Here is a 17,885-nt window from a genome sequence, read left to right on the forward strand (position 1 = left end):
AGTCCATGCAAGCAAGGGAGCGGCAAATGTCAGAGCGGTATACCTCAAATTTGGTGACGCGCAGCGCGATGAAAGCAGAGCTGCTGGATGCAGAAACGGAACAAGCCTTGGCGCGTGCATGGCGGGATAAGCGTGATGAGGCTTCTCTGCACCGGTTAACCAATGCCTATATGCGCCTTGCGATTGCGATGGCGGTGAAATTCAAACGATATGGCGTGCCGTTGAACGATCTGATCCAAGAAGCGGGGTTGGGACTGTTGAAAGCAGCAGATCGTTTTGATCCAGATCGGGGTGTCAGGTTTTCCACCTATGCTGTTTGGTGGATCAAGGCGGGGATGCAGGATCACGTCATGCGCAATTGGTCTTTGGTGCGAACGGGTTCGACATCTGCGCAGAAGTCTTTGTTTTTCAATCTGAAACGCGTTGAGGCGCAGTTGCAAAGGGATGCTCAAAAGGCCGGTGAGACATTGGATAGCCATCAATTGACCGAACAGATTGCGTCGGAAATTGGGGTGTCCGTTTCAGATGTTTCCATGATGCAGGGGCGGTTGGCCGGGGCTGACTTCTCGCTCAACGCTGTGCAAGGCGGTGAGGAGGATGGGCGCGAATGGATTGATGTGCTGGAGGATGAAAATCCAGAAGGTAGCGAAAATGTAGAAAAGTCCCGCGATTTAAACACTCTGCGCGAATGGTTAGCCGAGGCGATGTCAATCTTGTCCGAACGAGAACGGCATATCGTGATTGAACGCAAAATGGGCGACCGGGCCAGAACGCTGGATGTTTTGGGTAAAGAATTAGGCGTGTCAAAAGAGCGTGTGCGCCAGATCGAAGCCGCGGCATTAACCAAGATGCGGCAGGCTCTGCAGCATCATGGCCCTGATCTGCGGCAATTGATGCGTTAACCCCTGCTTGTTTCCCTGCGCGCAAGTGCCTAGTGTCTGGTCAGCCTGATTTCGGAGTGGCCAAATGCTGGAAGATAAACGCATTCTTCTGATCATCAGCGGCGGAATTGCTGCTTATAAATCGCTGGAATTGATCCGCCAGCTGCGCAAACGCGGTGCCTGGGTGACCCCTGTGTTAACCAAATCGGCCAAAGAATTTGTCACGCCTTTGTCCGTTTCGGCACTTGCCGAAGAGAAAGCCTATCAAGATTTGTTCGACCTCACAGACGAGGCTGAGATGGGGCATATTCAGCTATCACGTTCTGCCGATCTTGTTGTCGTTGCGCCGTGTACCGCGAATTTGATGGCTAAAATGGCAAATGGATTGGCTGATGATTTGGCCTCTACACTTTTACTGGCGACGGACACGCAGGTGTTGGTGGCGCCGGCTATGAATGTGCGGATGTGGGATCATCCTTCGACGCAACGGAATTTGAAAACGTTAAAAAATGATGGTGTTGCCTTTGTTGGGCCTAATGAAGGCGACATGGCATGCGGGGAATATGGGCCGGGTCGGCTGGCTGAGCCGGCGGAAATTGTGGCCGCGGTTGAAAGCCAATTGGCCGAAGGTCCGTTAACAGGACGACGAATTTTGGTGACCTCTGGGCCAACACATGAGCCGATTGATCCTGTTCGTTATATCGCAAATCGGTCGTCTGGTGCACAGGGCACTGCGATTGCGCGAGCCCTTGTTTTATTGGGTGCTGACGTGATTTTCGTGACGGGCCCAGCCGATGAGCCGCGCCCAGAAGGCGCGCATATTGTTGAGGTCGAGACGGCCAAAGATATGATGGAAGCCGTTAACAAAGTGCTGCCAGTTGATGCTGCAGTATTTGCAGCAGCCGTTGCGGATTGGAATGTGGTTGGGGCGAGTGATCAGAAAATTAAGAAACAAGCGGGTAAAATTCCAAGCCTAAACTTTTCTGAAAATCCCGACATTCTGGCGACGATCTCTCAATTGGAAAAAGATCGCCCACAGTTGGTGGTGGGCTTTGCTGCGGAAACCAATGATGTTGTTGAAAACGCTACCAAAAAGAGGCTTCGGAAGGCCTGTGATTGGATTGTTGCCAATGATGTGAGCCCAGAAACCGGAATTATGGGTGGGCGCGAGAATGCGGTTATCTTAATTTCTGATGAAGGCGCCGAGCATTGGCCGCGCATGGGTAAAGATTTGGTGGCGCGACAGCTGGCTGAGCGTATTGCTCAGGCGCTGGGCTAAGATGCCTGCGGCGCGAGTATTTTAAGAAAGATGAAGGGGACGGCGTGGTCGCGATCAAGCTAAGTTGGACGGAAGATGCGGACCGGGAAATGGCCTTGCCGTCATATGAAACTGCGGGGTCAGCGGGGGCTGATCTGCGGGCAAATTTCCCTTTGGAACAAAGAGATGGCGTTACTTTAGCACCAGGTGAGCGCACCCTAATTCCGACGGGATTACGGTTGGAATTTCCGGTAGGATTTGAGGTGCAAGTGCGCCCTCGTTCTGGGTTGGCTTTGAAGCACGGATTAACCTTACCTAACAGCCCCGGCACAATCGACAGCGACTATCGCGGCGCTTTGGGCGTGATTTTGATGAATGCAGGGCAGGTGCCGTTTCATGTTGAGCATGGGGCGCGGATTGCGCAGATGGTGGTGGCACCTGTGGTGCAGGCGCAGTTTGATATGGTTAACGCGTTGAGTGATTCTGAGCGTGGTACAGGCGGGTTCGGCTCGACCGGAGAGCGCTAATTATGTTTCTGGTTTTCGTCATGGCTGCTGTGATTTGGGGCATTGGGATGCTCACCAAAACGCCCAAGATGATGCGTTGGGTGATGATCGGTCTTCTATATCTTGCGGTATTAGGTATTCAGTTTCTGTTTCCCGAAGAGCATAGCCTGCGCATCGCGACAGGCGGGTCGCCGCAGCCTTGGTTACTACTGGGTGGCGGCGCGGCATTGGTGGCGCTCTATCGGGCTGGTCTGACGTGGTTGAAAGCGCGCGTTGTACAGCCTGAAGAACCTACAGTTTCGGGGCCGTTTTCAGAGACGGAATTGAACCGCTACGCACGCCATATTGTGATGCGTGAACTTGGTGGATTGGGGCAGAAAAAACTTAAAGATGCCAAAGTGTTAGTTGTTGGGGCTGGGGGGCTTGGCTCGCCTGCGTTGATGTATTTGGCAGCTGCCGGGGTTGGCACGATTGGTGTTGTTGATGACGACGTGGTTGATAACTCTAACCTGCAACGGCAAGTGATCCATAAAGACGCGGCCATTGGAGTCCCAAAGGTCCATTCCGCGGCGAAGGAAATGCAGGCGCAAAACCCGTTTATTGAGGTGAGACCTTATCAACGCCGGTTAGATGCAGACAGCGCGCGGACGTTGATTGCGGAGTATGACTTGGTGCTGGACGGTACGGATAACTTTGACACACGCTATTTGATAAACGAAGCCTGCGTGTCGTTGTCTAAGCCATTGATTTCTGGTGCGATTACCCAATGGGAAGGGCAGGTTAGCCTGTTTGATCCAGCCAAGGGCGCGCCCTGTTATCGTTGTACTTTTCCAGAGGCTCCCGCAGCGGAACTCGCGCCGAATTGTTCGGTGGCGGGCGTTGTTGGGCCGTTGCCTGGCGTGATTGGATCGATGATGGCACTGGAGGCCGTTAAGGCGATCACGGGGGCAGGGGCGACGCTGCGCGGTGAAATGTTAATTTATGACGGGCTTTACGGCGAAACGCGTAAAATTGGTCTGAAAAAACGCACCGATTGCGCCACTTGTGGGACGCTGCATTAACACATCAGAAATGTGGAAATTCGTACGTTTGAGGGGCTGAAACGTACGATTCGTGTAGATTGCTAATCTCGCGCATTCTTGCGTTGCGGAATCTGCTGATAGGCCTAGGGTCATCCAAAAGGAGAACAAGCATGACATCTGCGCTGCTGTCCGATTGGACCACCCCGTTTGAGATCGCCCCATTTGACGCCATTCGCGATGAGGATTTCGCGCCGGCCTTTGAAACGGCTTTGGCCGCGCATAAGGACGAGATTGTTAAGATTTCCGAAAACCCTGATGCGCCAAGCTTTGCCAATACGGTTGAAGCGCTGGAAGCCGCCGGGGAGGCTTTGGATAAAGTGCTGTCGGTGTTTTACACGGTAGCGGGGGCGGACAGTAATCCGGCGCGCGAAGCGTTGCAGCGGGAGTTCTCGCCGAAGTTGGCCGCGCATAGTTCTGAGATTTCATCGAACAAAGCCCTGTTCGCGCGGATTGCGGCGGTTTGGGAGGCGCGGGATTCGCTGGAGCTGACTGACGAGCAGCAGCGCGTGTTGATGTTGACCCACCGTGGTTTTGTTCGGGGTGGAGCGGCGCTTGAAGGGGCGCAAGATGCGCGGATGAAAGAGATCAAGTCGCGCTTGGCGGTTTTGGGCACGCAATTCACGCAGAATCTTTTGGCGGATGAACGTGAATGGTTCATGGAGCTGTCCGAGGATGATCTTGAGGGGTTGCCGGATTTCGTGGTTGCCTCGGCGCGGGCGGCTGGTGAGGAAAAAGGGGCGGCTGGGCCAGTTGTGACCCTGTCGCGGTCTTTGATCACGCCGTTTTTGCAGTTTTCGCCACGCCGGGATTTGCGCGAGACGGCGTTTGCCGCTTGGGCGGCGCGTGGTGCGAATGGGGGCGAGACGGACAACCGCGCGATTGCGGCGGAAACACTGGCGTTGCGTGAAGAGCGCGCGCAGCTTTTGGGATACGCTAACTTTGCCGCGTTTAAGTTGGAAACCGAAATGGCAAAGACTCCCGATGCGGTGCGGGATTTGTTGATGGCGGTTTGGGAGCCAGCTAAGGCGCAGGCGAATGCGGATGCCGAGGTGCTGACCGAGATGATGCATGCGGATGGCATCAATGGGTCTTTGGAGGCTTGGGATTGGCATTACTACGCAGAGAAACGCCGCAAGGCAGAGCATGATTTGGATGAGGCAACGTTAAAGCCGTATCTGCAATTGGACCGGATGATTGAGGCCTCGTTTGCCTGTGCGACGCGTCTGTTTGGGTTGGAGTTCAAGCCGCTGGATGTGCCGTTGTATCATGAGGATTGCCGCGCGTGGGAAGTGACGCGTGGGGGCGAGCATGTAGCGGTATTTATCGGTGACTATTTTGCGCGGGGCTCGAAGCGGTCGGGCGCGTGGTGTTCGGCGATGCGCAGTCAGGCGAAGTTTCCGAAGGTGCAGGGGCCGGTTGTGATCAACGTGTGCAACTTTGCCAAGTCTGATCCGGCGTTGTTGTCCTATGACGATGCGCGGACGTTGTTCCATGAGTTTGGACATGCCCTGCATCAGATGCTGAGTAATGTGACCTATGAAAGTATCTCTGGCACGTCTGTGGCGCGGGACTTTGTTGAGCTGCCGAGCCAGTTGTATGAGCATTGGCTAGAGGTGCCTGAGGTATTGCAGGAATTCGCGACCCATGCCGAGACGGGCGAGGCGATGCCGAAAGAGATGTTGGACACGGTTCTGGAAGCGGCGAATTTCAACATGGGATTTGCGACGGTGGAATATGTATCGTCTGCGCTGGTTGATTTGGCGTTTCATGATGGGGCGGCTCCGGCGGATCCGATGGCGAAACAGGCTGAGGTGTTGGCAGGTTTGGGCATGCCGCCTGCGATTGTGATGCGCCATGCGACGCCGCATTTTGCGCATGTCTTTGCGGGGGATGGATATTCCAGCGGGTACTACAGTTATATGTGGTCTGAAGTGATGGATGCGGATGCGTTTGCGGCCTTTGAAGAGGCGGGGAGTGCTTTTGATCCTGAACGTGCGAAGGCGTTGGAAACGCATATTCTGTCTACCGGTGGATCGGTAGAGGCGGATGAGCTGTACAAGCGGTTCCGAGGGCGATTGCCCGGGGTCGAGGCCCTGTTGAAAGGGCGCGGATTGGCCGCGTAGAATAGAAAAGGGCGCCCGAGTGGGGCGCCCTTTTTTCTGTCTGTTCGGCTGTGCTTTTAGCCAGAGACCTGTTCGCGCAGGATGGATGCTGTGAGTGAGACCATCAGGTAGAGGCCTGAGAAGATCAGGAAGCTGAGGATCGTGTTTTCAAAGCTGCGCGGGAAGCTTGGGTCTTCGGAAGCAATTGGGGACACGGAAGTGGTCAGGTAGCGGACCTGACGGCTGGCTTCGAGTTCCGTTTGCGTCACTGTTTGTAGGGCGGATTGCAGGATCAGGTCAGCGGTCGCAAGGTCGGCCTGTGCGATTTGAATCGCGGCAGCTTGACCAGCAAGCGAGGACTGGCTGCCGCCGATGTCTGTCATCCGGCTTTCAAGGTTGGTGAGGATGGCTTGCAGGTTGCGAATGTTGCCTCTGACGCCGTTGACGCGGGCTGTGTTGGGGCGCGCGTTGTCGAGCAACTGGCTGAGTTCCAATTGGTTTTCTTGAAGTTCAAGCTCGTAGGTGCTGATTTGTTGACGCAGGCTGGCGATCAGGCCTTCGGGGTCAAGGACCGAGGTTTCTTGTAAGCTGACCAATGCAAGCTGTGCATCGCGGCGGTCTTGTTTGGCTTTTTCCAAGCTGCGGCGCGCGTCTTTCAGTTGGTCTTCGCGTTTACGCTGTGACTGGCCATCAACGGTTTCTTCGGCGTAGGCGATCAGAGCCTTGGAGAAGTTGGTGCTGGTCTGCGGATCGGGTGAAGAGACCTCCATCCGGATCACGCCCTCTGTTGGGTCAAAGCCGATTTTGACGTATTTATTATACATCTTGTAGGCTTGTTCGTTCGATGGGTTTTCCGCCAGTCGCTGCAATGGGTCGATGCTGGGATCGGAAAAGACGGCTTTGAAACCGATGTCTTCTTCGAGGCGCAGCATGGCCTCTTTGGATTGCAGGTAGGACTGGGTTGAGATCGAGTCTTTGTTGTCAAATTGCGATCCGGACAAGAGGCCGCCAGCGGTGCCTGCTTGTTCGGATTGGATGATCAAGAACTCGGACTTGGTCGAGTACATCGGCGTTGCGATGTTGTAGTAATAATAGCCCGCGAGGATTGTTGGCAGCATAACGAAAGCGGCCAAGCGCGAGAGCATCAACAGGGATTTGCGACGACGGCGGCGGGCGATGTCTTTTTGGATGTCACCGATTTCGCGCACCCGGCGCTCTGCGGGGGAGGCCATTTCCATGCTGGGTAAATTGTCGGAGCCGGCGGGGCGGGTTTGCGGCAATTGGGCTGCGCCTGCTGCGGCTGGTAAAGAATCCGGTGCCGCCATGTCGAGCATGTTGGCGCGGCGGAATGGGTCGAGACCCTGAGAGCGCAACAGGCGGACGGCGTCGTAGTCTGAGGTTGCTGCAAGACCGTGTTTTTGGGCCAAGCGGCGCGCCATACGCAATTGACGACCTGTTAGGCCTTCTTGGCGGATTTGCGCGATTTCTTGTTCTGGTGGCAGTTGGGCTGCAACGGGCGCTGCGGCAGGCATCGAAGATGGTGGCGCGGTTGTTCCGCGTTTTGCCGGTTCAGCGGCAGGTGTCGGCGCGGCCTCGGCCATCATTTCCAGGCCGTTTGTTTCTTCTTCTGGAGAGGTCGGAATTGGGGTTTCGCCATCAGCCGGGGCTGTTTTGGCACGGCGTTCGGCGGCGCGGGCAAGGCGCTCTTTCCGGCGGGCGGCACGGTCTGATGTGTCTTCGTCGCCTGCAGCTGGTGCTAAGGCGGGGGCTGCCTGTGTGGCAGGCATGGGCTGTTCTTCGGCGGCCTCTTCGGACGGGGCGACGGGCATTTCTACCTGTGCGGCTTGCTGTGTCGCGCTGCGGCGCACGCGAAATTTTCTAGCCCTTGGTTTGGTAGTCATAGAGCTGCTTAGCCTCTTCCAAAGTGTCAAACATGTGCAATTGCCCATTCAGCAAAACGGCGGCTGAACGTGCGAATTTTTCCAGCGTTTTGGGCTGGTGCGACACGATAATCATTGTGGTGGTGCGCAGTCGTTCGCGCAAGACTTCGCCCGCTTTGCGGTTGAATTCGACATCGGTTGAAGAGGGCATGCCCTCGTCCACGAGATAGATGTCAAAATCAAGCGCCAGCATTAGGGCGAATGTGAACCGGGCGCGCATGCCCGATGAATAGGTGCCAAGGGGCTGATCAAAGTATTCCTCGAGGCCACAGAGCCAGCGACAGAAGGCTTCGACGTAATCAGGATCAAGGCCGTAAAGACGCGCAATGTAGCGGCTGTTTTCGACGGCGGTGTGTTTGTTCACGACCCCGCCCATGAAACCCAGCGGGAATGAGATGCGACAGGTGCGGCGAATTTCGCCTTCGTCGGGTTTTTCGAGGCCCGCCATCATGTTCACAAGGGTGGTTTTACCAGTGCCGTTTGGCGCGAGAATGCCAAGGGACGTGCCCAATTCCACGCGGAAAGAGACGCGATCAAGGATCACCTTGCGCTGCGTGCCCGTCCAGAAGGACTTGCTGACGTTTTCAAACTCGAGCATTCATCTGCTCCGGCGCTGCTCTGGCCATATCTCTTTAGGCGAGATTTATTAATGTCCCCCTATGGGAACTTTGTCCGCACACTATGACGGAAGTGCCTATCCACTGACAATATATGCGGCGTGAATTGGGCGAAAAAAAGGCAAAACCGGCGCCTGGGCACCGGTTTCGCGATTTTTATGAGACAGTGATTTACTCTGCAGGTTGCAGTTCTGTCTTTTGCACGCGGCAGAGTTTGCCGGCGATGATCGACACGATCGCAGCTGCGAAGCTGAAGAGCGCGCCCATTTTCGCGGCGTCTTGGACTTCGCCTGCTGGGAAGGCCACGGTTGCTACGAAGAGCGATACGGTGAAACCAATCGCGGCAACAAAGCCGATGACCACCAGATCGATGATCCGCATGCCTTGTGGAATGCCCAATTTGAGCGGTACTGCCGCGAACCAACCGAAGAGCAGAATGCCCACTGGCTTACCGATCAAGAGACCAGCAAGGACAAGCCAAGTTGCATCACCCATCGAGCTGAATTCAACGCCCGCGTTGAGCAGGCCGAAGAAGAACAAGATGACTTCGACAGGGTGTTTCAGTGCGTGTTCGACAACGTTCAGCAAGTCGTGCAGGTGCTTTTCCGCGTCTGAGAAGAAGCCAAAGGCACGATCTGCGTGAGGCAGAGTTGGTACGATTGGCAACAGGCCCAGAGCTGGGTGAAGACCAGAACGCATGAAGCCATACCAGCTGATGCAGGCGGCGATTGCGTAAGGCACAAAGTGCAGGTTCTTGCGGATCCAGGTGGAGTTTGGACGGTTTGGTTTGCCCGCGTCCATCTTACGAGGGAGCCAGTTGAACAGTACGAATACGCCAACTGCCGCGCCCAAAGAGGCCAAGAGCCATACTGGTGCCAGGTCGCCAGACGGGTAGAAGATCGCCAGAATGATCAGGCCAGCCGCGTCATCCGCGATGGCGAGTAGCAGCAAGAAACGCACAGCCGGGTGGCCAGCGCCAAAGACGATGCGGCCTACGAGGTAGGAGAACGCGATGTCTGTTGCTGTTGGGATGGCCCAGCCGTTTGCGACGGCGTTGTATGTGTCTGAGCCTAGGAAATAGGCAAGACCAAGGTAGACGCCGATAGGGCCAAACATACCGCCGGCTGTTGCAAACAAGGGTGTTGCTGCTTTTTTGCCGCGCAAAGAGCCGTCTTTGAGGACGACCGCTTCCCAAACTTCTTTGGCAGCGATTGCAAAGAACAATGCCATCAAGACATCGTTAACAAGGTAATGCAAAGTGAGCGTACGGTGCCCGTCATGCAGGTGCCCGATTGGTGCGTGGTCCCAGATCACGAATTCCACGAAATGGTGGTATGTGTCAGGATTGGTATTCGCCCAGATCAGGGCTGTTACAGCGCCAATGATCAACAAAAGCGAGTAGTTGGTCAGAAAATTCCAGACGCGATACATTGTTTCTCCCCAAATTTTTGTTTCGCCTGAACTATCTTAAATAGGGGACTTGGGCAACGGGAGCCATGCTGGATTACTCCGAATTGTCGCAGGTAATTGCTTAGTGGTGTGTGCAATTTCGCATGGGGCTGCGGGTTACTACGTAGAAAAGCGAAACGCCGCTGAAGCAGCGGCGTTACAGGGGCGTGTTTCAGGCAATGAATTGCCAAGCGATTCCCGCGGCAAAACTGCCGATAAAGGCGAAACCGAGGTAGGCCATAAAGATGCGCGGTTTGACCAAGGCCCAGACCGCGATTGCTGCGGGGATACAGCTGACCCCACCCGCGAGCATGAAACTCATCGCAGCGCCGTTGGCCATGCCTTGTTGCAACAGCGCATCGACCAAGGGCACAGCGGCATATCCGTTAAGGTAAGCCGGAGCGCCCACAAGTGCGCCAAGCAGGATAGGCTGCACACCCTCGCCCCCTAAGAATGTCGCGACCCATTCAGCCGGTACGTAGTGAATCATCAACGCCTCAAGGACATAGGCCAACGCGAGCCATTTCAGCAGGAACAGCGCGTTCTCGAGTGTGGTCTCTTTGAACACCTTGCGGCGTGTGCTGTCTGTCCAGAAGGACCAGACGGGTTGTGCAGAGAAGGGTGCTTGGGTGCCGCAGCATCCGCCGACTTGTGGTTTTTCACGCAAAGGATCGGTAAATACAGCGGTTTTGGCGAAGGTCATAGTGGCAAAGCCGCCGAACAGGCCAAGGCTGACAGCAGCCACAGTTTTGGCGATGGCAAAGTCAAAGCCCAATTGGCCCGCAGTGATCGAGAACATCGCCGGGTCCATCAAAGGTGAGGCAAGCCAGAAGGCCATGACGGCAGATAGTGGTGTTCCGGCGGCGAGCAGGGCCGCGATAAAGGGAATGACTTCGCAAGAGCAGAAGGGGGCGAGGCCACCCAACATGGCTGCAAAGACAATCATTCGGGTTTCTCGACCGACAAAGGCCTTGGCGACAACGTTTTCGGCACCGGTCGCCTTGAGGTAGCCAATGGCGAGAACGGCGAATGTGATGAACGGTGCGGTTTCTGCCAAAGCGCCAAAAGAGAACGTGAGCGTTGGCCAAAATTGGGCGCGATCAAATATGGCGATGGCGGCAATTATTAGGATGAGCGCAAGCCAAGCGTTATCGATGCGTTTTAGAAACGGCTTGCTGTGGGTGTGGGTCGTGTCAGCCATGATCGTGCTCTTGGTTGGGGGCATCGGCGCAGCATTCTTGCAGTAGGAATTCAGAGAGCGCGCGGACTTCGTCAAAGGCGACGGCGGCGCAGATGATGCTGCGGCCTTGTTTCTCTTGGGTCACAAGGCCAGCTTGGGCGAGGATTTTCATGTGGTGCGTCAGGGTGGAGCCGGTGACGTCTGACCGTTTGCCAAGCTCGCCAATTGTCAGCCCAGCGTTGCCTGCACGTACAAGGGTGCGCAGAACGGCGAGGCGTTGTTCTGAGCCTAGGGCAGCGAAAGTGGAAGCGGCAACTTCGAGGCTGAGGTCATGTGGGTGTGTATGTTTCATATTTCTAGAATTATCGAAATGAATGAGTCGCGCAAGTATTATTTCGAAATTTCTCGAAGTATAGAATTGTTGGAACAACCAGCGCTTGTTCTTTGCCGGAGGATTGGTGAAGTTACGGGATGACTTTGCATAATGACATTTCATCCTGTCGCCTGTGCGCGGATCGGTTTGCAGCTACGCATACCGGGCATCAGCCGAGGCCAGTGGTTTGGTTTCAGCCGAACGCACGGATTCTGATTGCAGGGCAGGCGCCGGGGGTGCGGGTGCATGAGAGTGGGCGGCCTTTTACGGACCCGTCGGGCGACCGGTTGCGGGACTGGATGGGCGTTGGGGATGATGTGTTTTATGACCAATCGCAGGTCGCCATTTTGCCAATGGCGTTTTGCTTTCCGGGGTATAACGCCAAGGGGGCTGACCTGCCGCCGCCGCCGATTTGCGCGCGGACGTGGCGGGCGCAGGCTGTTGAAGCGTTGGGCGAGGTTCGATTGACGCTGTTGGTGGGCGGTTATGCGCAGAAGTGGCATTTGAAATCCGGCCCAGTGACGGAGACCGTGCAGAATTGGCGTGATCATGCGCCGCGTGTGTTTCCCTTGCCTCATCCGTCGTGGCGCAATACTGGGTGGATCAAGAAAAACCCTTGGTTTGAAGATGATTTGCTGCCCGCCTTGCGGACAGCCGTTGCGGAGGCGCTGACATGACAGAGACCCCATTGGACTTGGCCCACGCGGCTATGGAAGCGGCCCCTGCGGATGACGCGGCGCGATTGCGGTTTTATGAGCGGTTGGCGGATGCGGAACTGTTTCTGTTGCTGGAGAAGGACGCAGAAGGGGAAAAGATCTCGCCCGAGGTGTTTGAGGTGCAGGATCAGTCGTTTGTGTTGGTTTTTGACACGGACGAGCGGTTGGCGAAATTCGTTGGAAAACCAGCGCCTTATGTGGCGTTGTCGGGCCGTGTGATTGCGCAGATGTTGGCTCCATCCGGGATTGGGCTGGGGGTGAACCTAGAGGTGGCACCTTCGTCGATATTGATCCCGAGTGATGCGGTGAGCTGGTTGGTTGAGACCTTGGACAACGGGCCAGATGAAGTTGAGGCGCGGGTGGAAGAGTTTTCGGCACCTATTGGATTGCCTGAGACCTTGCTGACGTCGCTTGATGCGAAGCTGTCGACGGCGATTGGCTTGGCGCGTTGGGCCTATTTGGTGGGAACAACTTATGAAAGCGGTGCGCGGTCGCATATGTTGGGTTTTGTGGATGCCGTTCCAGACGCGCAGGGGGCTTTGGCCAAGGCGGTGTCTGAGGCTTTGACCTTTAGTGGTATTGATGCGGGTGCGTTGGATGTTGGGTTCTTTGACAGCTCTGATCCGGTGGCGGCGCAATTGGCGAAGGTTGGGTTGCGGTTTGACTTGCCGGAACCTGAGGGGCGGGCGGAATATGTGCCGGTTGCGCCGGGCAGTGATCCCGCGAAACCGCCGAAATTGCGGTGAGCGTGGCGGTGGCTTTTCTGTGAAAAGCCATGCCTGCGGCGCAGGTATTTAGATCAAGAAAAAGCAGAGGTTAGTAACCTGCTGATCTGTCGACGAGATGGTGCAGCGGTTGATTGGATTCTGCGCGGTGAATGTTTTCGGCAATCACCTGGGCTGCAGTGCTGGCGCGGGTATCGGCGGCGATGTGGGGCGTGACGGTGACATTGGGATGCGTCCAATAAGGGTTGTCTGCGGGCAGGGGTTCTTGGCGGAATACGTCAAGAGTGGCGTGGGCGATGTGGCCTGTGTTGAGCGCGTTGAGCAGGGCTGTGTCATCAATCAGCGTGCCACGACCCGGATTGATGATGCGTGCGCCTTTGGGGAGTTGCGCGAGGGTTTCGGCGTTCATCGTGCTTTCGGTGGCGGGCGTGTTGGGCAGCAATGTGATCAGAATTTCGGCGGAGTTGAGCGCTTGGGTGAGGCCATCTGGGCCGTGTTCACAAGTGATGACGGGGATGGATTTCGGGCGGCGAGACCAGCCAGTGACGTTGAAACCGAGCGAGGCAAGTGTGGCTGCGCAGGCTTGGCCGAGTTGGCCGAGGCCGAGCACGGTGACAGGACGTTCAGAGGCGAGGGGTGGAACGTTTTGCACCCAGCTGCCGTCTTGGGCGGCTAAGTTGGCGTCGATCCCGAGGTGATAGCGTAGCGTGTGGCCGGTGACCCATTCGACCATGCCTTGGGTGAGGCCCGGATCCACCATGCGGCACAGAGGCTGCGTTAGGGTTTTGTTGCTGACGATTTTCTCGACACCTGCCCAGAGGCTAAGGACGGCTTTGCAGCGTTTGTATGGGGTGAAATCCTGCAAGGCGCTGCTGGGCGCGTAGATGATGTAATCGGTCGTTTCGGGGGAGTGATCGCGGCTGAGGTCACAATCGAGACCTGCTTTGGTGAAGGCTTTGCGCAGGGCGGGGCTGTATTCATCCCAATTGGTGTCTTTGGCAGAGAATAGGACGTTGATCATGTGTCAAATACCGTGGTCATGTCGGCAAAGCCTTTGATTTCAATAGGGTTCCCGGCCGGATCGCGGAAGAACATGGTGGCTTGTTCGCCCGGTTGACCGGCGAAGCGAATTTGTGGGTCTAGTTCGAAATGGACGTTGTGTTGGGCAAGACGGTCGGCAAGGGTTTGCCATTCTGCCATGGGAAGGATCACGCCAAGGTGGGGCATGGGCACCATGTGTTTGCCGACTTTGCCTGTGTTTTCCGCGAGGAATGGCGTGCCGAGGTGTAAGGAAATTTGGTGGCCGAAGAAGTTGTAATCGACCCATGTGTCGGTGCTGCGGCCCTCGGGACAGCCGAGGGTGTCGCGGTAAAAGGCGCGGGCTTTGGTTAGGTCGTCAACGTGGTAGGCGAGGTGAAAGATGCTCATATACGTGTTCAGACCTTTTTGATTATCTTGGTCGATGGACGTGGGCGCTTTGGATCATGCCGAAGGCGACCAAGATCACCAGCATGGCAGAGCCGCCGTAGCTGACCAACGGTAATGGGACACCCACGACGGGGGCCATGCCCATGACCATCGACATGTTCACCGCGAAGAATAGGAAGAACGTGCCTGCGATGCCCATGGTCATTAGCGCGGAGAAGCGGTCTTTGTTTGAAATGGCGGAAAAGACGCAGAAGAAGATAATGAGCGCGTAGAGCGAGAGCAGGGAAAACGCCCCGACGAACCCGAATTCTTCTGCCAATGTGGTGAAGATAAAGTCGGTGTGTTTTTCGGGCAGGAAGTTCAGGCGGCTTTGGGTGCCTTGCATATAGCCTCGGCCTGTCCAACCGCCGGAGCCCAGTGCGATTTTGGATTGGGTGATGTGGTAGCCCGCGCCCAAAGGATCGCTGGCCGGATCAAGAAAGGTGTCGATGCGGCGGTATTGGTAGTCTTTCAATAGTTGCCACGTGGTGCCGCGTGATTGGAAGACGGCGGTGACAAGGCCCACGCCCATGGCGATGACGCCTGCGAAATAGCCCCAATGCAGCCCGGCCATGAACATCACGATTGCACCGCCAAATAGCAGCAGCAGGGATGTGCCGAGGTCAGGTTGGCGCAGGACTAAAAAGGTGGGCACCAGAATGATCAGGATCGGAAGTATGATCCACAGAGGGCGCGAGGTTTTGTTGACGGGTAGCCAATCGTAATAGGTGGCGAGAAACATCACGAGGGTGATTTTCATCAGTTCAGATGGCTGGAGGCGCATAAAACCAAGGTCGATCCAGCGTTGAGCGCCCATTTGGACGGACCCCATGAATTCGACCAGTATTAGTAAGACGAGTGAGCCGAAGTACAAGACTCCTGACACGTTTCGCCAGAACCAAATTGGCACCATGGCAATGGCGAACATCAAGCTCATGCCAAGGATGAACCGCTTCATCTGGGCGGCGGCCCATGGGTTGAAGGACCCGCCGGCGACAGAATAGAGCATGAGAAAGCCGATGCCAGAGACTGACATAAGCAGCAGAACCAGTGCCCAGTTCAGGTGCAGCACTTTGCTGAAGCCGGTGGGGACGGTTTTGACGGAATACTCTAGATAGCTCATGCGCGGTCCCGATCTGACGTGTTCAGTTGCGGGTATTCGCGGCGCAGGCGTTCTTGTTGTGCTTTGATGCGAGCACGGTCTTTTTTCGGATAGGCGTCGAGCGGAGGATCACCGCCATAAAGGGCCTGAAGCGTGATGTCGCGTGCCACGGGAGTTGCGGCTTTGGAGCCGCCGCCGTGTTCGATAATGACGGCAACCGCGTATTTGGGGTCGTCATAGGGGGCGAAGTTTACGAAGAGACCGTGGTCGCGACGCTCCCATGGGAGGTCTTCGTTGCGGATAACACCCGCGCGACGTTCGGCGGCGGTGATGTTTCGCACCTGACTGGTGCCAGTTTTTCCGGCAAGGCGATAGCCATCTTGGATGATGCGTTGGCTGTAGGCTGTGCCGCGTCGGTTGTTGGATACGGCGTACATGGCTTTGCGGACCATGCGCAGGTGGTTTTGGTTCACCTCGAGGTCGGGGATTTCATCGGGGGGCGCCGATTGATCAATGCCATTCACGGATTTCACAAGGCGTGGTTCGACTGCTTTGCCTGATGCAAGCCGTGCGGTCATGACGGCGAGTTGCAGCGGCGATGCTAGCACGAAGCCCTGACCGATAGACGAGTTGACTGTATCGCCGATCACCCAAGAACTGTCGCGGTTGCGCTGCTTCCAGTCTTTGGTCGGGGTTAGGCCACGAGCGACAGCGGACATGGGAATGCCATGTCTGATGCCAAGACCAAGGCGGTTGGCCATTTCGGTGATCTTCTCGATTCCGACTTCGAGGGCGAGTTCGTAGAAATATACGTCGCAGCTTTCGCGCAGGGCGGTTTCGAGGTTCATGTGACCGTGGCCGCCGCGTTTCCAGCAGTGGAAGCGACGATTGGAAACGGTCAGGTGGCCGGGGCACCAATGGGTGGTTTCGGAATTGATCACGCCAGCCTCGAGCGCGGCCATGGCGACAACCATCTTAAAGGTTGATCCGGGTGGGTAGGTGCCTTGGACCGATTTTGTCGCCAGTGGGCGGTGGTTGTTTTCTGTCAGGTCCCTGTAGTCGGCAACGGAAATGCCGCGTACAAAGAGGTTGGGATCAAAGGTTGGCGATGAGTTGATCGACAGGATGTCGCCGGTTTTGCAATCCATGACCACGGCGGCGGCGCTTTCGTCGCCAAGGCGGGCTTGGACGTAGGATTGCAGTTTTTGATCAATTGTTAGCTGAAGGTCATCCCCCGGCTGGCCATTGCGGCGATCGAGTTCGCGCATGACGCGGCCAACGGCGTTGACTTCGACACGTTTGGTGCCGGCCTTGCCGCGCAGGCGTTCTTCTAGTTTCGCCTCTAGGCCGACTTTGCCGATTTGGAAACGTGGGATCAGGAGTAGCTGATCGGGGTCTTCGATTTTGGACAGGTCATAGTCGGACACAGGGCCGACGTAGCCGATAACATGGGCGAACTCGCTGCCGTGGCTGTATTTGCGAGACAGGCCAACTTCTGGCGTGACGCCAGGCAGGGCTGGCGCGTTGACGGCAACGCGAGACATTTCTTCCCAGCTGATCCGCTCTGCGATGGTGATGGGCAGGAAACGCGGGGAGCGTTCCATTTCGGCCATCGCGCGATTAAGTGCGCTTTCGTCCAGTTCGACCAAGGTGGATAGGCGTTCAATGACTTCTTCGACGTTGCCAGCATCTTCGCGGACCATGGTGATCCGGTAGCTGGGTTCGTTGGCGGCGATGATCACGCCGTTGCGGTCAAAGATTTCGCCGCGGGCGGGCGGGATCAATCGGATGTTGATGCGGTTTTCTTCGGCAAGTAGGCGGAATTCATCTGCTTGATCGACCTGAAGATACCGCATGCGCAAGCCAAGCAGCCCCATAAACCCAACCTGCGCGCCGCCTAGCAAAAGGCCGCGGCGGGTGATGCGATTGTGGCTGGCGGAGTTATCTGCGTTTGTGCGTTTCATATGCGCCCCATTTGCCCGTCACGCTGATGCGGTGCAACTTTGCGCAGGCCAAGGAAAAGTGCGCAGAAGCCAACGACAAGAGGGTAGGCGATGATGCTCATAATCAATTGAATCAGCGTTAGGCCAAGCGATGTTTGGTCGATGACAAACATCGCTGAAAACACGCGATTGGCTAGAACGATGGCTGTCATCGCCCCGGCGGCGGTCAGCCATTCAACGGTGAAATGCATATCTGGGTTGGTCAGCGCGCGGCGGCGCAGGTTTTCGCAAGCAAAGACCGTGATGGCGGCGAAAAGACCGGGGGGGCGCAGGAACAGGAAGTCGGCCAACTGCATCACAGCGGCGATCAAGTAGATCGGTGCGTATTCGGGGCGGCGCAGTACCCATGCGGTGCATAACACTAGCAACAGATCAGGTCCGGTAAAGGTGGTTGGCACAGTGTTCAGTGGCAAGAGTTGCCAATAGATAGATAGCAATGCGATGGCGACAAATGCGCTGCGCATTAGGGTGAATTTTGCTCCGC

The 17,885-nt window shown here is 56.2% G+C and carries 17 protein-coding genes; 7 read left to right on the forward strand and 10 right to left on the reverse strand.

From position 1 onward, the window contains the following. Nucleotides 1-26: 26 nt before the first annotated feature. The 5 genes from Q4544_RS04450 to Q4544_RS04470 all read left to right on the forward strand — a co-directional run bounded on the left by Q4544_RS04450 (nt 27) and on the right by Q4544_RS04470 (nt 5,850). Nucleotides 27-902 (forward strand): RNA polymerase factor sigma-32, encoded by an 876-nt coding sequence (locus Q4544_RS04450; protein ID WP_303504279.1) that lies wholly within the window; start codon nt 27-29, stop codon nt 900-902. A gap of 64 nt (nt 903-966) precedes the next feature. After that, on the forward strand, nt 967-2,160 hold the full coding sequence (gene coaBC, locus Q4544_RS04455) for a bifunctional phosphopantothenoylcysteine decarboxylase/phosphopantothenate--cysteine ligase CoaBC (protein ID WP_303504280.1): 1,194 nt from the start codon (nt 967-969) through the stop codon (nt 2,158-2,160). Between the two features lie 44 nt (nt 2,161-2,204). Beyond that, nucleotides 2,205-2,666, forward strand: coding sequence for a dUTP diphosphatase (gene dut, locus Q4544_RS04460; protein WP_303504281.1), 462 nt, complete (start codon nt 2,205-2,207; stop codon nt 2,664-2,666). A 2-nt stretch (nt 2,667-2,668) separates the two neighbouring features. Next, nucleotides 2,669-3,706 carry a HesA/MoeB/ThiF family protein gene (locus Q4544_RS04465; protein ID WP_303504282.1) on the forward strand — a complete coding sequence of 346 codons (1,038 nt, stop codon included), beginning with the start codon at nt 2,669-2,671 and terminating at the stop codon, nt 3,704-3,706. Nucleotides 3,707-3,837: 131 nt separating this feature from the next. Further along, nucleotides 3,838-5,850 carry a M3 family metallopeptidase gene (locus Q4544_RS04470; protein ID WP_303504283.1) on the forward strand — a complete coding sequence of 671 codons (2,013 nt, stop codon included), beginning with the start codon at nt 3,838-3,840 and terminating at the stop codon, nt 5,848-5,850. Nucleotides 5,851-5,906: 56 nt separating this feature from the next. Here the strand turns inward: Q4544_RS04470 and Q4544_RS04475 are convergent, their stop codons facing one another. The 5 genes from Q4544_RS04475 to Q4544_RS04495 all read right to left on the reverse strand — a co-directional run bounded on the left by Q4544_RS04475 (nt 5,907) and on the right by Q4544_RS04495 (nt 11,367). Beyond that, nucleotides 5,907-7,730, reverse strand: coding sequence for a capsule biosynthesis protein (locus tag Q4544_RS04475; protein WP_303504284.1), 1,824 nt, complete (start codon nt 7,728-7,730; stop codon nt 5,907-5,909). Further along, complete coding sequence (locus tag Q4544_RS04480; RefSeq protein ID WP_303504285.1) at nt 7,708-8,367, reverse strand: ABC transporter ATP-binding protein; 660 nt, start codon at nt 8,365-8,367, stop codon at nt 7,708-7,710. The genes Q4544_RS04475 and Q4544_RS04480 overlap by 23 nt, the downstream gene beginning before the upstream one ends. Nucleotides 8,368-8,557: 190 nt before the next feature. Continuing rightward, nucleotides 8,558-9,817 (reverse strand): Na+/H+ antiporter NhaA, encoded by a 1,260-nt coding sequence (locus Q4544_RS04485; RefSeq protein ID WP_303504286.1) that lies wholly within the window; start codon nt 9,815-9,817, stop codon nt 8,558-8,560. Between the two features lie 190 nt (nt 9,818-10,007). Continuing rightward, a complete protein-coding gene (locus tag Q4544_RS04490; protein WP_303504287.1) occupies nt 10,008-11,036 on the reverse strand; it encodes a permease in 1,029 nt (342 codons plus the stop codon). Then, entirely contained in the window at nt 11,029-11,367 is a 339-nt protein-coding gene (locus Q4544_RS04495; protein ID WP_303504288.1) for a helix-turn-helix transcriptional regulator, read from the reverse strand. The genes Q4544_RS04490 and Q4544_RS04495 overlap by 8 nt, the downstream gene beginning before the upstream one ends. A gap of 119 nt (nt 11,368-11,486) precedes the next feature. Here Q4544_RS04495 and Q4544_RS04500 point away from each other — a divergent pair, with 119 nt between their 5' ends. Continuing rightward, entirely contained in the window at nt 11,487-12,065 is a 579-nt protein-coding gene (locus Q4544_RS04500; protein ID WP_303504289.1) for a uracil-DNA glycosylase family protein, read from the forward strand. Next, the gene (locus tag Q4544_RS04505) at nt 12,062-12,850 is read left to right on the forward strand and encodes an SseB family protein (RefSeq protein WP_303504290.1); all 789 of its coding nucleotides are present in this window, start codon (nt 12,062-12,064) and stop codon (nt 12,848-12,850) included. The genes Q4544_RS04500 and Q4544_RS04505 overlap by 4 nt, the downstream gene beginning before the upstream one ends. 70 nt (nt 12,851-12,920) lie before the next feature. On the opposite strand, the gene Q4544_RS04510 is transcribed toward Q4544_RS04505, so the two are convergent. From Q4544_RS04510 to Q4544_RS04530, 5 genes are read right to left on the reverse strand one after another with little or no spacing between them, the layout of a single operon-like run. Then, a complete protein-coding gene (locus Q4544_RS04510; RefSeq protein WP_303504291.1) occupies nt 12,921-13,850 on the reverse strand; it encodes a glyoxylate/hydroxypyruvate reductase A in 930 nt (309 codons plus the stop codon). Beyond that, a complete protein-coding gene (locus tag Q4544_RS04515) occupies nt 13,847-14,257 on the reverse strand; it encodes a VOC family protein (RefSeq protein WP_303504292.1) in 411 nt (136 codons plus the stop codon). The genes Q4544_RS04510 and Q4544_RS04515 overlap by 4 nt, the downstream gene beginning before the upstream one ends. A gap of 22 nt (nt 14,258-14,279) precedes the next feature. Beyond that, on the reverse strand, nt 14,280-15,419 hold the full coding sequence (rodA, locus tag Q4544_RS04520; protein WP_303504293.1) for a rod shape-determining protein RodA: 1,140 nt from the start codon (nt 15,417-15,419) through the stop codon (nt 14,280-14,282). After that, nucleotides 15,416-17,362, reverse strand: coding sequence for a penicillin-binding protein 2 (gene mrdA / locus Q4544_RS04525; RefSeq protein ID WP_303504294.1), 1,947 nt, complete (start codon nt 17,360-17,362; stop codon nt 15,416-15,418). The genes rodA and mrdA overlap by 4 nt, the downstream gene beginning before the upstream one ends. Then, complete coding sequence (locus Q4544_RS04530; protein WP_303504295.1) at nt 17,359-17,865, reverse strand: rod shape-determining protein MreD; 507 nt, start codon at nt 17,863-17,865, stop codon at nt 17,359-17,361. The genes mrdA and Q4544_RS04530 overlap by 4 nt, the downstream gene beginning before the upstream one ends. Nucleotides 17,866-17,885 lie beyond the last annotated feature (20 nt).

It is taken from the genome of Cognatishimia sp. 1_MG-2023, from assembly GCF_030548175.1.
Classification (GTDB): domain Bacteria; phylum Pseudomonadota; class Alphaproteobacteria; order Rhodobacterales; family Rhodobacteraceae; genus Cognatishimia.

Excerpts from the sequence above, each read along its gene's own strand:
- Q4544_RS04450 (WP_303504279.1), top strand. The coding sequence starts at position 27 with ATGTCAGAGCGGTATACCTCAAATTTGGTGACGCGCAGCGCGATGAAA.
- coaBC (WP_303504280.1), top strand. The coding sequence starts at position 967 with ATGCTGGAAGATAAACGCATTCTTCTGATCATCAGCGGCGGAATTGCT.
- Q4544_RS04465 (WP_303504282.1), top strand. The coding sequence starts at position 2,669 with ATGTTTCTGGTTTTCGTCATGGCTGCTGTGATTTGGGGCATTGGGATG.
- Q4544_RS04470 (WP_303504283.1), top strand. The coding sequence starts at position 3,838 with ATGACATCTGCGCTGCTGTCCGATTGGACCACCCCGTTTGAGATCGCC.
- Q4544_RS04475 (WP_303504284.1), bottom strand. The coding sequence starts at position 7,730 with ATGACTACCAAACCAAGGGCTAGAAAATTTCGCGTGCGCCGCAGCGCG.
- Q4544_RS04480 (WP_303504285.1), bottom strand. The coding sequence starts at position 8,367 with ATGCTCGAGTTTGAAAACGTCAGCAAGTCCTTCTGGACGGGCACGCAG.
- Q4544_RS04485 (WP_303504286.1), bottom strand. The coding sequence starts at position 9,817 with ATGTATCGCGTCTGGAATTTTCTGACCAACTACTCGCTTTTGTTGATC.
- Q4544_RS04490 (WP_303504287.1), bottom strand. The coding sequence starts at position 11,036 with ATGGCTGACACGACCCACACCCACAGCAAGCCGTTTCTAAAACGCATC.
- Q4544_RS04495 (WP_303504288.1), bottom strand. The coding sequence starts at position 11,367 with ATGAAACATACACACCCACATGACCTCAGCCTCGAAGTTGCCGCTTCC.
- Q4544_RS04500 (WP_303504289.1), top strand. The coding sequence starts at position 11,487 with ATGACTTTGCATAATGACATTTCATCCTGTCGCCTGTGCGCGGATCGG.
- Q4544_RS04505 (WP_303504290.1), top strand. The coding sequence starts at position 12,062 with ATGACAGAGACCCCATTGGACTTGGCCCACGCGGCTATGGAAGCGGCC.
- Q4544_RS04510 (WP_303504291.1), bottom strand. The coding sequence starts at position 13,850 with ATGATCAACGTCCTATTCTCTGCCAAAGACACCAATTGGGATGAATAC.
- Q4544_RS04515 (WP_303504292.1), bottom strand. The coding sequence starts at position 14,257 with ATGAGCATCTTTCACCTCGCCTACCACGTTGACGACCTAACCAAAGCC.
- rodA (WP_303504293.1), bottom strand. The coding sequence starts at position 15,419 with ATGAGCTATCTAGAGTATTCCGTCAAAACCGTCCCCACCGGCTTCAGC.
- mrdA (WP_303504294.1), bottom strand. The coding sequence starts at position 17,362 with ATGAAACGCACAAACGCAGATAACTCCGCCAGCCACAATCGCATCACC.
- Q4544_RS04530 (WP_303504295.1), bottom strand. The coding sequence starts at position 17,865 with ATGCGCAGCGCATTTGTCGCCATCGCATTGCTATCTATCTATTGGCAA.